This window comes from Klenkia marina (assembly GCF_900101025.1).
Taxonomy (GTDB): domain Bacteria; phylum Actinomycetota; class Actinomycetes; order Mycobacteriales; family Geodermatophilaceae; genus Klenkia; species Klenkia marina.
The window spans coordinates 80,598-94,811 of sequence record NZ_FMUH01000003.1 but is presented as its reverse complement, the minus strand read 5'-3'; the positions used below and the strand labels follow the sequence as shown (position 1 = coordinate 94,811).

General features: G+C 74.8%; 13 protein-coding genes. 1 reads left to right on the top strand and 12 read right to left on the bottom strand.

Annotated features, from left to right (window positions below; all coding sequences use genetic code 11):
• Positions 1–67 precede the first annotated feature (67 nt).
• The 6 genes from BLP29_RS10070 to BLP29_RS10045 form a co-directional block, all read right to left on the bottom strand.
• Positions 68–829, bottom strand: a complete 762-nt coding sequence (locus tag BLP29_RS10070) for a histidine phosphatase family protein (protein WP_092803577.1) — start codon at positions 827–829, stop codon at positions 68–70.
• Positions 826–1,359, bottom strand: a complete 534-nt coding sequence (gene rsfS / locus BLP29_RS10065; protein WP_092803574.1) for a ribosome silencing factor — start codon at positions 1,357–1,359, stop codon at positions 826–828. Before rsfS ends, BLP29_RS10070 begins: the two co-directional genes overlap by 4 nt.
• On the bottom strand, positions 1,356–2,168 hold the full coding sequence (gene nadD / locus BLP29_RS10060; protein WP_243469846.1) for a nicotinate-nucleotide adenylyltransferase: 813 nt from the start codon (positions 2,166–2,168) through the stop codon (positions 1,356–1,358). Before nadD ends, rsfS begins: the two co-directional genes overlap by 4 nt.
• Positions 2,169–2,452: 284 nt before the next feature.
• On the bottom strand, positions 2,453–3,853 hold the full coding sequence (locus tag BLP29_RS10055; RefSeq protein ID WP_092803568.1) for a vWA domain-containing protein: 1,401 nt from the start codon (positions 3,851–3,853) through the stop codon (positions 2,453–2,455).
• Entirely contained in the window at positions 3,853–4,737 is an 885-nt protein-coding gene (locus BLP29_RS10050) for an AAA family ATPase (protein WP_092803565.1), read from the bottom strand. Before BLP29_RS10050 ends, BLP29_RS10055 begins: the two co-directional genes overlap by 1 nt.
• Before the next feature lie 7 nt (positions 4,738–4,744).
• Positions 4,745–5,995, bottom strand: coding sequence for a glutamate-5-semialdehyde dehydrogenase (locus BLP29_RS10045; protein WP_092803562.1), 1,251 nt, complete (start codon positions 5,993–5,995; stop codon positions 4,745–4,747).
• A gap of 84 nt (positions 5,996–6,079) precedes the next feature.
• On the opposite strand from BLP29_RS10045, the gene BLP29_RS10040 reads away from it, so the two are divergent.
• On the top strand, positions 6,080–6,697 hold the full coding sequence (locus tag BLP29_RS10040; RefSeq protein ID WP_092803559.1) for a GNAT family N-acetyltransferase: 618 nt from the start codon (positions 6,080–6,082) through the stop codon (positions 6,695–6,697).
• A gap of 21 nt (positions 6,698–6,718) precedes the next feature.
• Here the strand turns inward: BLP29_RS10040 and def are convergent, their stop codons facing one another.
• The 6 genes from def to BLP29_RS10010 all read right to left on the bottom strand — a co-directional run bounded on the left by def (position 6,719) and on the right by BLP29_RS10010 (position 14,151).
• Positions 6,719–7,198, bottom strand: a complete 480-nt coding sequence (gene def, locus BLP29_RS10035) for a peptide deformylase (RefSeq protein ID WP_092803556.1) — start codon at positions 7,196–7,198, stop codon at positions 6,719–6,721.
• A 14-nt stretch (positions 7,199–7,212) separates the two neighbouring features.
• Positions 7,213–8,319 carry a glutamate 5-kinase gene (gene proB, locus BLP29_RS10030; protein WP_092803553.1) on the bottom strand — a complete coding sequence of 369 codons (1,107 nt, stop codon included), beginning with the start codon at positions 8,317–8,319 and terminating at the stop codon, positions 7,213–7,215.
• On the bottom strand, positions 8,316–9,788 hold the full coding sequence (gene obgE, locus BLP29_RS10025) for a GTPase ObgE (RefSeq protein WP_092803550.1): 1,473 nt from the start codon (positions 9,786–9,788) through the stop codon (positions 8,316–8,318). The genes proB and obgE overlap by 4 nt, the downstream gene beginning before the upstream one ends.
• Positions 9,789–9,916: 128 nt before the next feature.
• Positions 9,917–10,192 carry a 50S ribosomal protein L27 gene (gene rpmA / locus BLP29_RS10020; protein WP_092803547.1) on the bottom strand — a complete coding sequence of 92 codons (276 nt, stop codon included), beginning with the start codon at positions 10,190–10,192 and terminating at the stop codon, positions 9,917–9,919.
• A 7-nt stretch (positions 10,193–10,199) separates the two neighbouring features.
• A complete protein-coding gene (gene rplU, locus BLP29_RS10015; RefSeq protein WP_092803544.1) occupies positions 10,200–10,520 on the bottom strand; it encodes a 50S ribosomal protein L21 in 321 nt (106 codons plus the stop codon).
• Positions 10,521–10,764: 244 nt separating this feature from the next.
• A complete protein-coding gene (locus BLP29_RS10010) occupies positions 10,765–14,151 on the bottom strand; it encodes an Rne/Rng family ribonuclease (RefSeq protein ID WP_243469844.1) in 3,387 nt (1,128 codons plus the stop codon).
• Positions 14,152–14,214 lie beyond the last annotated feature (63 nt).

Below are 14,214 nucleotides of genomic sequence, written 5' to 3'. Positions count from 1 at the left end.
CCCGCCACCGCTCTGCCGGGAACCGGCTGGTCAGGACGTCCGGCCGGCACGGGTCGGGCGGGCCTGCTCAGGGAGCGGCGTCGGCGTCGGTCGGGGTGGGCGGGGCGTCGTCCGGGGTGGCGCTGCCCACCCCGGCCGCCTCGGCGATGTCGGGACCGGTCTCGGCGCCCGATCGCCGTGGCACCCCCGGCGATCCGCCGGTGGCCGATGCGTTGTGCCGCAGCACCCGCCAGCGGCTGCCCTGGTGGATGAGCTCGGTCCAGTGGCAGTTGCCCAGCGGACCGAGGACCCGCCGGTGCTCGGGACCCAGCCCCAGCAGTGCCTCGATGAGCCGGCCGCCCGTGCCGCCGTGGGTGACGACCACCGCCACCGGAGCGGGCGGCAGGTCGGTCAGGGCCGCGGTCGCCCGGCGGGCCACCTCGGCCGGGTCCTCGCCACCACGCCCGCGCACCGGTCGCCCCGCCGTCCAGTCGGCGTACTGCTCGGGCAGGTCGCGGGCGACGTCCTCACGGGTGAGGCCTTCCCAGCTGCCCAGGCTGTGCTCGCGCAACCGGGGGTCGACGCGCAGGTCGACCCCGAGTGCGGTGGCCAGGGCCTGCGCGGTGTCCCGTGCGCGCACGAGGTCGCTGGTCACCACGAGCGTGCCGGCCGGGAGCTCGGCCGCCAACGCCTGCGCGGCGTGGTCGGCCTGCCCCCGCCCGGTGTCGTCCAGCGGCGGGTCGAGCTGTCCCTGGAACCGCCCGGTGGCGTTCCAGGAGGTGCGACCGTGCCGCCACACCAGCACCCGTTCGACGGGCGGGCCCTCGAGATGTGCGGGGCCGTCGCTCACCGGGAGGGGTCCGCCTGCGGCGGCTGGGAGGTGGCGGGGTCCAGTGCCCCGGGAGCCTCGTCGCCGTCGCCGGAGACCCCGCCGGACACCGCGTCGGCGTCCTGCCCGGTCGCGACGGGCGCCTCGGCCGACGCGTCGGCCCGCTGCGCCGGGGCCGCGGCGGGCGGGAGCGCGCTGTCGGTGAAGGGGATGGTCGGGCAGTCCTTCCAGAGCCGCTCGAGCGAGTAGTAGGCGCGCTCCTCGGCGTGCTGCACGTGCACCACGACGTCGACGAAGTCCAGCAGCACCCAGCGGGACTCGGCGACGCCCTCGCGGCGCACCGCCTTGATCCCGGCGGCGCGCAGCCGGTCCTCCACCTCGTCGACGATCGACTGCACCTGGCGCTCGCTGGGGGCCGAGGCCAGGACGAAGGCGTCGGTGATGGCCAACCGCTCGCTCACGTCGACGATGGACACGTCGGTGGCGAGCTTGTCGGCGGCGGCCTGGGCGGCCAGCAACGCGGTCTCGCGGGCCTCTGTCGAGGCGGTCATCGGGGCATCTCCTGGAGCTCGGGGGTGCCGGGGCCGTCGGTCGGCCCCGGCGGGGAGGCGTGGGTCGCACCGGAGGTCCCGGTGCGGGAGGTATCGGTGCGGGGGGTGTCGGTGCGGGGGGTGTCGGTCCGTGGCACGGTGGCGTGGACGGCGGCCAGCGGCGCCCCCGCGTGGCGCACCGCGGTGCCCGGCAGCAGCTGGCCCGGCGGGGTCGGTGGCTGGCCGTCGCGGTAGAGGCCACGCTTCTCGATGTACTGCACCACGCCGTCGGGCACGAGGTACCAGACCGGCATCCCGCGCCGCACCCGGTCGCGGCAGTCGGTCGAGCTGATGGCCAGTGCCGGGATCTCGACCTGCGTCACCGCGTGGGCGGGCAGGTCGGCGCCGGTCAGCTGGTAGCCGGGCCGGGTGACCCCGACGAAGTGCGCGAGGTCGAACAGCCGCTCGGTGTCGCGCCAGCCGACGATCTGGGCCAGCGCGTCGGCGCCGGTGATGAAGAACAGCTCGGCGTCGGGGCGCTGCCGGTGCAGGTCGGTGAGGGTGTCGATGGTGTAGGTCGTGGTGCCGCGGTCGACGTCGACCCGGCTGACCGAGAACCGGGGGTTGGAGGCGGTCGCGATGACCGTCATCAGGTAGCGGTCCTCGGCGTGGCTGACCTGCCGGTCGGCCTTCTGCCACGGCTCGCCGGTCGGGACGAACACGACCTCGTCGAGGCCGAACAGGCTGGCGACCTCGCTGGCCGCCACGAGGTGGCCGTGGTGGATCGGGTCGAAGGTCCCACCCATCACGCCCAGTCGACTGCCTGCCACCGCACGACTGTAGCCCGGACCCCGCTGGTCACCGCCGGGATCGACGGCCCCGACGGGTGCGGGGCGCTCGAACGGGCCGGCCGTCCCCGGCGTCCCCGTGGAGCGCCGCGACAGCCGGCCCGTGCGGCCGGCGCCCCCGTGTCGCCGGCCGGGACCGGGATGTCCCGGCCCTCGAGCAGAGGCGGTGGTGCAGCCTCCACACGGTTCAACGGCACCGAACCGGCTCGGTTACGGGCGAATCCGGAAAACATGCTCTGGCCCGATCCGGTCGCGCACCAGCAAGATCAGAGCGTGGTGACGAACTCCGCCAGCTGCGCGGCGTTGCGCACCTCGATCATGGGGATGACCTGGCCGTACTTGTCGGCCGCGGAGTCCCCGCTCCCCCAGAGGCGCGCGGGCTCGGGGTTGAGCCAGTAGGCCGACCGCGACCGGCGCACCAGGTCGGCCAGCACCGGGAGGCCGGGCTGCCGGTAGTTCGTCCGGCCGTCGCCCAGCACGAGCAGCGACGTCTTCGGCCCCACCGCGGTGGCCCACTTCTCGGCGAACACCCCGAAGGCGTTGCCGTAGTCGCTGTGACCGTCGAAGGTCACCACCTCGGCCTCGCGGCCGATCCGCTGCACCGCGTCGGCCACGTCGGCGCCGGGGGCGAAGAACCGCGTCACCTCGTCGGTGGAGTCGACGAACGCGAAGGCCCGCACCCCGGAGAAGTGCTCGCGCAGCGCCTGCGTGAGCATCAGCGTGAAGTGGCTGAAGCCGGCGACCGAGCCGCTGATGTCGCACAGCACCACCAGCTCGGGCTTGTGCACCGCGCGCGGCTTGTGGTGGGTCACCACGGGCACACCGCCGGTGGCCAGCGAGGCCCGCACCGTCTTGCGGAAGTCCAGCCGGCCCTCCCGGCCGAGCCGGCGCTTGGCCGACAGCCGGGCGGCCAGTCGCCGGGCCAGCGGGGCCACCGAGCGGCGCAGCTCGGCCAGGTCGGCGGACTGGGCGCGCAGGAAGTCCACCTGGTCGGCCAGCGGCTTGACCGCCGTCCGGGCGACCCGGTCGCGGCCTCGCTCGGCGGCCGAGCGGCGGCGCACCTCGGCCTCGACCGCGGCGCGGAAGGCGGCGAGCCGTTCCCGGACGGTCTGCCGAGCCACCTGCTCGGCCAGCCCACCGCGGTCGGCGCCGCCCAGCAGACCGTCGAGCAGCTGGGAGACCAGGGTGTCCGGGGACAGCGCGCGCAGCACCCGGTAGGAGAAGAACGACTGACCCGACGGCGACGGCTGCCCCTGCCCGAGCTGGTCGACGGCCATGCGGGCGAAGCGCCGGAGCGCCTCCTCGTCGCCGTCCAGCAGCCGGCGCAGCAGCTCGGCGCGCAGCTCGGCGGCCAGCGCGGCCTGGCGGTCGGCGTCCGGGATGCCGTCGTCGGCGGCCGGCGCGCCCTCGTCGACCTCGGCAGGGTCGGCGGGGCGGTCCGTCAACGGCCACCACAGGTCGAACAGGACGTCGTAGGTCTGCCGCTGGGCGGCCCGCTGCAGCAGGACGGCGGCCAGCCCGTGCCGAAGCTGCTCGCGGTCGAGCAGGTCGACGGCGGTGAGCACGGACGCCGCGTCGACGGCGGCGGAGATGCCCACCGGGATGCCGGCCTCGCGCACCGCGCGCACGAAGCCGTCGAGGTGGGCCGGGAGGCCGCCGTCGACCATCAGTTCAGCCGCAGCTCGGCGGCGGCGCGGGTCTGGTCGCTGGCGTGCTTGAGCACCACGCCGAGGGTCTCGCGCACCTCGTCGTTGCCCAGGGTGTCCAGGCCGAGGGCCAGCAGCGTCTGCGCCCAGTCGAGGGTCTCGGAGATCGACGGCGACTTCTTCAGCTCCATCGCCCGCAGCGCCCGCACGGTGCGCACCAGCTGCTCGGCCAGCGCCGGGGCCAGCTCGGGCACCCGCGAGAGCACGATCTCTCGCTCGCGCTCGGCGCTGGGGTAGTCCAGCGCCAGGTACAGGCAGCGCCGCTTGAGCGCCTCGGAGAGCTCGCGGGTGGCGTTGGAGGTGAGCACCACCATCGGCCGGCGGGTGGCCACGATCGTGCCGATCTCGGGGATCGTCACCTGGAAGTCGCTGAGCACCTCGAGCAGCAGGCCCTCGACCTCGACGTCGGCCTTGTCGGTCTCGTCGATGAGCAGCACCGTGGGGTCGGTGCGGCGGATCGCGGTCAGCAGCGGGCGGGAGAGCAGGAACTCCTCGCCGAACACGTCGTCGTGCAGGTCGCCCCAGTCGGCACCGTCCGCGGAGCTCTGCGAGGCCTGGATGCGCAGCAGCTGCTTCTTGTAGTTCCACTCGTACAGCGCTCGCGCCTCGTCGAGGCCCTCGTAGCACTGCAGCCGGATCAGCTCCGAGGACGTCGCGGTGGCCAGCGCCTTGGCCAGCTCGGTCTTGCCGGTGCCGGCGGGCCCCTCGACCAGCAGCGGCTTGCCCAGCCGGTCGGCCAGGAACACCGTCGTGGCGATCTGCGGGTCGGGCAGGTACCCCGCGGCCGACAGCCGGGCGGTGACGTCGGCGACGTCGGCGAAGTGGTGGGGCTGCTGCGGGGGCACGGGGCTCCTAACGGGTGTGACCGGTGCCGGTCACGACGTAGGTGGTGGAGGTCAGCTCCGGCAGGCCGAGCGGCCCCCGGGCGTGCAGCTTCTGGGTGGAGATGCCGATCTCGGCGCCGAACCCGAACTCGCCGCCGTCGGTGAACCGGGTCGAGGCGTTCACCAGCACGGCCGCGGCGTCGACCCCGGCCACGAAGGCACCGATCGCGCTCGCGGAGTCGGCCACGATCGCCTCGCTGTGCCCGCTCCCCCACTCGGCGATGTGGTCCAGGGCGTGGGGCAGGTCGTCGACGACCCGCACGGCCATGTCCATCGACAGGTACTCGGCCGCCCAGTCCTCGTCGGTGGCGGGGACGACGGCGTCGTGCGCGGCCCGGGCCGCGTCGTCGCCGTGGAGGGTGACCCCGGCGTCGACCAGCGCCGTGAGCAACCGGCCCAGCAGGGGTGAGTCGCGGTGCACCAGCAGGGTCTCGGCGGAGTTGCAGACGCTGACCCGGTGGGTCTTGGCGTTGAGCACGATCGCCTCGGCCATCTCGGCGTCGGCGGAGGCGTCGACGTAGACGTGGCAGTTGCCCACCCCGGTCTCGATCACCGGCACGGTGGACTCCCGCACCACCCGCTGGATCAGCTCGGCCCCCCCGCGCGGGATGACGACGTCCACGAGGCCACGGGCGTTCAGCAGTTCGCCCACGCTGGCCCGCTCGGCGGGGAGCAGCTGCACGCTGTCGGCGGGCAGCCCGGCCTTGGCCGCGGCCTCGGCGAGCACCTGCACGAGGACGACGTTGGTGCGGTACGCCGACGCCGACCCGCGCAGCAGTGCGGCGTTGCCGCTCTTCAGGCACAGCCCGGCGGCGTCGACGGTGACGTTGGGCCGGGCCTCGTAGACGATGCCGATGACCCCGAGCGGGACGCGCACCTGGCGCAGCTGAAGGCCGTTCTCCAGCGTCGACCCGCGCACGACGTCGCCCACCGGGTCGGGCAGCGCCACGAGCTGGCGCAGCGCCTCGGCCACGCCGGCCACCCGGTCGGCGTCCAGCCGCAGGCGGTCGAGCATCGCGTCGGGGGTGCCCCCGGCGCGGGCGGCCTCCACGTCGGCGGCGTTGGCGGCCAGGACGTCGTCGGTGTGCGCGACCAGCGCATCGGCCATCGCCAGCAGGGCGGCGTCCTTGGTGGCGGTCGGCAGCGTGCGCAGCACCCGGGCGGCGGCACGGGCGCGACGCGCGGCGTCGCCGATCAGGGGCAGCTCGACCTCGGGCACGGGCTAGACGATACGCAACCGTCAGTCCTGACCGTGGACGGAAACCACGTGAGGACGACGGCCCGGGCCGCCCAGGGTCCCGGCATGACCCAGGTGCCCCTCCTGCAGCACGGTGACGTCCTCCTGCGCGCCCACCGGGCCGAGGACGCCCCGGCCGTCGCCGAGCAGGCCCGCGACCCGGAGATGCAGCGGTTCACCACCGTCCCGGTCCCCTACGCAGACGTCGACGCCACCGCCTTCCTCGACGCCGTGGCCCGGGTGTGGGCGACGGGATCCGGCGCCGCGTGGGCCATCGAGGTCGAGCAGCGCTTCGCCGGCACCGTCGACCTGCGCTTCGGCGAGGGCTGGGCGTCGGTCGGCTACGGCCTGGCCGCCTGGGCCCGCAGCCGCGGGGTGATGTCCACGGCCGACGCCCTGGCCCTCGAGTGGGGCTTCACCACGGGCAGGCTGGCCGGGGTGCGGTGGGAGGCCTTCGTCGGCAACGAGGCCTCGCGCCGGGTGGCCGAGAAGTGCGGGTTCACCATGGAGGGCACCGCCCGGGGGCTGAGCGTGGCCAGAGGCGTGCGGCACGACGCCTGGATCGGCAGCTTGCTGGCCGAGGAGTGGCGGGCTCGTGGCGGGGTGTCCACTGATCCCTCGGGGTCCCCGGTCATCGCGATGGCCGACCACCCGCGGGGGACCACGGACACCCTGGCCGGGTGAGGTGGCGCGCGCCGCGGTGCCTCAGCCGCGGAGGGCGCGGAAGGCGGCCTTGCGGGCATCGCCGGTGAGGCGGTCGAGGAAGACCTTGCCGTCGAGGTGGTCGACCTCGTGCTGCAGGCAGCGGGCCATCAGCCCCTCGCCCTCCAGCCGCAGCGGCTTCCCGTCGACGTCGACCCCCTCGGCCGCGCACCACATCGCCCGCACGGTCGGCGCGTAGAGACCGGGCACCGAGAGGCAGCCCTCGTCGCCGTCCTGGGTCTCCTCGGAGCGCTCGACGATCACCGGGTTCACCAGGTGCCCGATCTCGCCGTCGATGTTGTAGCTGAACGCGCGCAGCGAGACGCCGATCTGGTTGGCCGCCAGACCTGCACGACCGGGGTGGTCGACGGTCTCCTCGAGGTCGCGCACCAGCGCAGCCAGCTTGTCGTCGAAGGCGCGCACCGGGTCGCAGGGGGTGCGCAGCACCGGGTCGCCGAGTTCACGGATGGGACGGACAGCCACGGTCGTGGATCCTCTCAGGTGCCCACGAGCACGAGCTCGTCGCGGTGCACCACGGGCCGCCGGTGGTCGGGCTCCAGGTCGGCGGTGGACCGCCCGAGCAGTGCAGGCAGCTCACGGGCGTCGTAGGAGGCCAGGCCCCGGGCGACGACGGCGCCGTCGGGGCCGACCAGCTCGACCGGGTCGTCGGCCAGGAACTCCCCCACCGCCCCGGTGACGCCGGCGGCCAGCAACGAGGCACCTCGCTCGCGCACCGCGGCCACCGCCCCCGCGTCGAGCAGCACCTGGCCCCGGGGCCGCGAGGCGTACCGCAGCCAGAACTGCCGGGCCGAGGGACGGCGTCCGTGCGCGGCGAACAGCGTGCCCACCGGCTCCCCGGCCAGCGCCGCCGCCGCCTGCGGGGTGGAGGTCACCAGCACCGGCACCCCGGCCTGCGAGGCGATGAACGCGGCCTCGACCTTGGTCGCCATGCCCCCGGTGCCCACACCGTTGCGAGCCGCCGAGCCCAGCACCACCGCCTCGAGGTCGGCGGCCGAGCGCACCGTGTCGATGCGGGAGGCCGCACCCACACGGGGGTCGCCGTCGTAGACGGCGTCGATGTCGGACAGCAGCACCAGCGCGTCGGCCACCGAGAGGTGCGCGACGAGGGCGGCGAGCCGGTCGTTGTCGCCGAACCGGATCTCCTCGGTGGCCACCGTGTCGTTCTCGTTGACGATCGGCAGCACACCGAGGGCCAGCAGCCGCTCGACGGTCTGCCGGGCGTTGCGGTAGTGCCCGCGCCGGGTGAGGTCGTCGGCGGTGAGCAGCACCTGGCCGACGGTGACCCCGTGCCCGGCGAAGGCGTCGGCGTAGGCGCGCATCAGCAGCAGCTGTCCGACGCTGGCCGCGGCCTGCGCGGTGGCCAGGTCACGCGGGCGACCGCCGATGCCGAGCGGGGCCAGCCCGGTGCCGATGGCCCCCGACGACACCAGCACGACCTCGCGGCCCGCCGCCCGGAGCGCGGCCAGCACGTCGACCAGCGCATGCAGGCGGGCGACGTCCAGGCCCTCCTCGAGCGACGTGAGGCTGGAGGACCCCACCTTGACGACCACCCGGTGGGCGCGGGCGACGACCTCGCGGGTCACTCGTCGTCCCAGCTCGGGTCGTCGTCCTCCGGCTCCAGCAGCTCGTAGGGCGTGCGGCGACGGCGCTTGGCGGCCAGCCGCTCGTCGGCCCGGGGCCGCGCGTTGGTCTCCAGCCGGACGTCGGTGCCGCGCCCGCCCAGCCCGGCGGTCTCCTCGACGGTGAGGGTGCCCGCGGGCAGCGTGGGCTCCCAGTCGAAGGTGACGTCGCCGACGGTGATCGCGTCACCGGGCCGGGCGCCGGCCTTGGCCAGCTCGATCTCGACACCCAGCCGGTTGAGCCGGTCGGCCAGGTAGCCCACGGCCTCGTCGTTGGAGAAGTCGGTTTGGCGGACCCAGCGCTCGGGCTTGACGCCCAGCACGACCCAGCCGTCGGTGCGCGGGTCGGGCTGCACGGTGAAGCCGGTGTCGTCGACCGCCCGGGGGTTGATGGTGATCCGGGTGGCCTCGGGCGCGGGCAGCGAGGCGCGGTGCGCCTGCACCTCGCGGGCCAGGGCGTAGCCGAACTCGGTCAGGCCCTCACCGGTGACGGCACTGATCGGGAAGACCTCGAGGCCGCGGGCCTCGAGGGTGGTGCGCACCAGGTCGACCAGCTCGCGCCCGTCGGGCACGTCGATCTTGTTCAGGACGGCGATGCGCAGCCGGCCGACGAGGTCGAGCTCCTCGTCGTACTCGTGCAGCTCGTGCTCGAGGGCCACGATGTCGTTCTCGGGGTCGCGGCCGGGCTCCATCGTCGCCATGTCGACCACGTGCACCAGCACGGCGCAGCGCTCGACGTGCCGGAGGAACTGCAGGCCCAGGCCCTTGCCGGTGGAGGCGCCCGGGATCAGGCCGGGGACGTCGGCCATCGTGTAGGTGACGTCGCCGGAGCGGATGACCCCGAGGTTGGGCACCAGGGTGGTGAACGGGTAGTCGGCGATCTTCGGCTTGGCGGCGCTCATGGATGCGACCAGCGAGGACTTGCCGGCCGAGGGGAACCCGACCAGGCCGACGTCGGCGACGCTCTTGAGCTCCAGCACGGCGTCGACGTCCTCGCCGGGCTCGCCCAGCAGCGCGAAGCCGGGGGCCTTGCGGCGGGCGTTGGCCAGCGCGGCGTTGCCCAGCCCGCCCTTGCCGCCGGCGGCCAGCACCATGCGGGTGCCCACGCCCATGAGGTCGGCGACGACCTCGCCGCCGACGCTGACGACTGTGCCCTCGGGGACGCGCAGGACGGCGTCCTCGCCGCGGGCGCCGCTGCGGTTGCCACCGGCACCGGGCTTGCCGTTGGGCGCCTTCTGGTGCGGGTGGTGGTGGAAGTCGAGCAGCGTGTGCACGCTGGCGTCGACCTCGAGGACGACGTCGCCGCCGTCCCCGCCGTTGCCGCCGTCGGGACCGCCGAGGGGCTTGAACTTCTCGCGGTGCACGGAGCTGACCCCGTGCCCGCCGTTGCCTGCGGACACGTGCACGGTCACGCGATCGATGAAAGCGGCCATGGTCGCCGCCTCTCTGCGCTGTCGGCCGTCGTGGGTGGTGCCGGTCTACCCGGCTTCAGAACAGGACCGGGCCCGGCGGGTGATCCCGCCGGGCCCGTGTCGTGCGACCCCGTACCGGGGTCGCGGTGTCAGACGGCCGGCTCGAGAGCCGGCTCGACGAGCTGCACGTTGACGACGCGACGGCCGCCACGACGACCGAACTCGACCGCACCGGGGGTGAGGGCGAAGAGGGTGTCGTCCTTGCCGCGGCCGACGCCGAGGCCCGGGTGGAAGTGGGTGCCGCGCTGGCGGACGATGATCTCGCCGGCCTTGACGATCTGGCCGCCGAAGCGCTTCACGCCCAGGCGCTGCGCGTTCGAGTCACGACCGTTGCGGGACGACGATGCGCCCTTCTTGTGAGCCATGGCGGCGTCAGCCCTTCTTCTCGGAACCGATGGCGGTCACCACGACCTCGCTCAGCGGCTGACGGTGCCCCTGGCGCTTGTGGTAGCCGGTCTTGTTCTTGAACTTGTGGATCTTGATCTTCGGGCCCTTGCCGTGCTCGACGATCTCGCCGGTCGCGGTGACCTTCGCCAGCGCGTCGGCGTCGCTGGTGACGGTGTCGCCGTCGACCAGCAGCACGACGGGCAGGGTGACGGTGTCGCCGGCCGACCCCTCGAGACGGTTGACGGTGAACCGGTCACCGACAGCCACCTTGTGCTGCTTCCCACCGGCCTTGACGACTGCGTACACCACTGACTCCTCGATAGGTCTTCGTTGTCCTGGGCGCACCCCGGTGTGGACCGGTGTGCGGGACGGGCTGCTCGAACCGGGGCCACCGACCTCCACGCACGAGGCGCGGGGCAGCAGCCACTCCGGACGGAGCAACCCGGCAAGCGTACCCGAGCCGACCGACGGAGGTCGAACCCGTGTGCCCGACGTCGCGTCCGCGCTCCGGCGCCGGGGGTGGTCAGGCCTCCCCCGGCACCGGAGCGGGTCACTCCTGGGGCGGTCCGGCGGGCCGGCTGGCGGCCCGGCGGCGGCGCGGGCGGGCGACCGGCGCCTCCGCGACGGCCGGTGCGGGAGCGGGCTGCCCCTCGTCCCGGGCCTCGTCCTGGGCCCCGTCCTCGGCCTGAGCCACGGGGGTCGCGGTCGGCTCGGGAGCGGCGACGGGCTCGGCAGGGGCGGTGGGCTCGGGGGCGGCGGTGGGCTCGGGGGCGGCGTCGCCGTCCGTGGCGGTCGCCGGGGTCTGCCCGGTCACCGCGTCCGCGGCCTCGGGCAGCTCGGGAGCGGCGCCGACAGCCGGCGCCACGTCCTCGGCGGCGTCGGCATCCGGCGCGACGTCCTCGGCGACGTCGGCATCCGGCGCGGCGTCCTCGGCGACGTCGGCATCCGGCGCGACGTCCTCGGCGGCCGTGACGGCGGCGACGACCTCGTCGGGCTCGACGGCCCCGGCCTTCTCCGACGGGCCCGCCCCGGTGTCGGGGACATCGGTGTCCGAGGTCGGCTCGACGGCCCCCGTGTCGGGGACATCGGGGTCGCCCACGGCCTCTGCGGCGTCGGCGTCGGCGTCGGCACCGTGGCCGGCGGCGACCGCGGCGGCGTCCTCGGCCACCTGCTCCTCGCCGCTGCGCCCGCGGTTGCGGCGCCCCCGGTTGCGCCGGCCCGATCGGCCGGTCGACTCCTGCGGGGCGTCGTCACCGGCATCGGGGCCGGTGCTCGGCACCGCGTCGGCCTCGGCGGGCGCCTCGGGCGCCCGGTCGGCACCGCGGTCGTGGCCACGCCCGCCGTCGCGGTTGCGGCCGCCCCCGTTGCCGGAGCCACCGGCGCCCGAGCCGGAGTTGCCCGACCCGGAGTTGCCCGACCCGGAGTTGCCCGAGGCGCCGTTGCCGCCGTTCCCCGCACCGCCCGAACCCGAGCGCTTCTTCTCGTCGACCGGGTCGAGGTGCACCACGACGCCGCGCCCGCGGCAGTGCTCGCAGTTCTCGCTGAACACCTCGAGCAGGCCCTGGCCGACCCGCTTGCGGGTCATCTGCACCAGGCCGAGCGAGGTGACCTCGGCGACCTGGTGCTTGGTGCGGTCGCGACCCAGGCACTCGGTGAGCCGGCGCAGCACGAGGTCGCGGTTGCTCTCGAGCACCATGTCGATGAAGTCGATGACGATCATGCCGCCGACGTCGCGCAGCCGCAGCTGGCGGACGATCTCCTCGGCCGCCTCGAGGTTGTTGCGGGTGACCGTCTGCTCGAGGTTGCCGCCGGACCCGACGAACTTGCCGGTGTTGACGTCGACGACGGTCATCGCCTCGGTGCGGTCGATGACCAGCGAGCCGCCCGAGGGCAGCCACACCTTGCGGTCGAGGGCCTTGAGCAGCTGCTCGTCGACCCGCAGGTCGCGGAAGACGTCGCCGTTGCCGACGTAGCGCTCGAGGCGCTCGGACAGCTCGGGCGAGACGTGCGCGACGTAGGCCTCGACGGTGTCCCAGGCGTCGTCGCCCTGCACGACCAGCCGCTTGAAGTCCTCGTTGAACACGTCGCGGATGACCCGGATCGCGAGGTCGGGCTCGCCGTACAGCAGCGTGGGCGCGTTGGTGACGGTCTGGGACTTGGTCTGGATGACCTCCCACTGCGCCTGCAGCCGGGCGACGTCGCGGGTGAGCTCCTCCTCCGAGGCGCCCTCGGCGGCGGTGCGGATGATCACGCCGGCGTCGTCGGGGACGATCTTCTTCAGGATGTCCTTGAGCCGCTGCCGCTCGTTGTCGGGCAGCTTGCGGCTGATGCCGGTCATCGTGCCGCCGGGCACGTAGACCAGGAAACGGCCGGGCAGGTTGATCTGCTGGGTCAGCCGGGCGCCCTTGTGGCCGATCGGGTCCTTGGTGACCTGCACCAGCACCTTGTCGCCGGACTTGAGCGCCTGCTCGATCGAGCGCGACTTGCCCGACAGGCCCGCGGTCTCCCAGTTGACCTCACCGGCGTAGAGCACGGCGTTGCGGCCCTTGCCGATGTCGACGAACGCGGCCTCCATCGAGGGCAGCACGTTCTGCACGCGGCCGAGGTAGACGTTGCCGGCGAAGGACGTCGACTGCGCCTGGGTCACGTAGTGCTCGACCAGCACGTCGTCCTCGAGGACGGCGATCTGGGTGCGCTCGCCCTGCTGGCGGATGACCATCGCGCGGTCGACGGCCTCGCGGCGGGCCAGGAACTCCGACTCGCTCAGGATCGGGGCGCGGCGGCGGCCGGTGTCGCGGCCGTCGCGACGGCGCTGGCGCTTGGCCTCCAGCCGGGTGGAGCCGGCGACACCGCGCACGGCGTCGTCGCTGGAGTCGCGGCCGTTGCGGCCGGCGCGCTCAGGCCGGTCGTCGTCGCTGCTGTCGCTGGTGTCCCCGGAGCTCTCGCCCCCGCGGCGGCGGCGGCGACGACGGCGACGGGTGCTCGAACCGGAGCCCTCGCCGTCTGCGTCCTCGGCGTCGTCGTCGGAGGATTCCTCGTCGGCGGAGTCGCCGGAGCTGTCCGCGCCGGTGTCCTCGGTGCCGCTCTCGGCCTCCTCGCGGTCGTCGTCGTCCTCGCCGGAGCGACCCCGGCCACGTCCGCGGCGACCCCGGCGGCGGCGCCGGCTGCCCGAGCCGTTGTCGTCGCGGTCCTGCGCGTCGTCGGCGTCGTCGCCGTCCTCGGTGTCGTCCTCGGTGTCGGGGGTCGGGAGGACGACGGCCTCGTCGTCCTCGGCGGGGCGCTCGACCTCGGCGGTGCGACGACGGGACCGGCTGCGCCGGGGCTTCTGCTCCTGGTCCTCGTCGGCCTCGGGCGCGACGGCCTCCTGCTCCTCGACCGGCTCGGCGGGCGTCTCGGCCTGCGGACGGCGGCTGCGCCGGCGCGGGGCCGGGGCGGCGGGCTCGGCGTCGGCGGAGGGGGCCTGGAACGCGACGAAGGCCGGCACGGTGGGCGGCGTGGGCGCGGCGGGCTCGACCGACGCGGGGTCGGCGGCCAGCGCGGGTCGGGTGGCCCGACGGCGGGGGCGTGCGGTGACGGTGCTGCTGTCCGGCGAGCTGAACTGGGCGCCGAACCGGGTCTCGACGGGCTCGGCGACCACCCGCGAGGGCGGGATCGCCGCGGCCTCGAGGGTCTCGGCGTCGGCCCGCAGCCGCAGTTCGCCGGTGTCGCCCTCCGTGGGGGCTCCCGCCGCATCGGGGGCCGCGTCGTGGACGTCGTCGGCGACCGGCTCGTCGGCGGCGTCGTCCTCGGCGGCGTCCTCGGCGTCGATCGGCTCGGCCGGGACGTGCTCGGGGCGGGGGTCGCCGGCGGCGGTGTCGGGCGGGGTGAGGTCCTGCTGGGGTGAGTCGGTCTCCCCCGTGCTGGTCGGTTCGGTCGTCGTGTCGTCGGTGTCGGCCACGAGGGGCTCGCCTCCTGGTGCACCCCCGGGCGCCGATCGTCGTCGACGACTGGCGGCCGCGCA

Excerpts from the sequence above, each read along its gene's own strand:
- BLP29_RS10040 (WP_092803559.1), top strand. The coding sequence starts at position 6,080 with ATGACCCAGGTGCCCCTCCTGCAGCACGGTGACGTCCTCCTGCGCGCC.
- obgE (WP_092803550.1), bottom strand. The coding sequence starts at position 9,788 with ATGGCCGCTTTCATCGATCGCGTGACCGTGCACGTGTCCGCAGGCAAC.
- BLP29_RS10055 (WP_092803568.1), bottom strand. The coding sequence starts at position 3,853 with ATGGTCGACGGCGGCCTCCCGGCCCACCTCGACGGCTTCGTGCGCGCG.
- rpmA (WP_092803547.1), bottom strand. The coding sequence starts at position 10,192 with ATGGCTCACAAGAAGGGCGCATCGTCGTCCCGCAACGGTCGTGACTCG.
- rsfS (WP_092803574.1), bottom strand. The coding sequence starts at position 1,359 with ATGACCGCCTCGACAGAGGCCCGCGAGACCGCGTTGCTGGCCGCCCAG.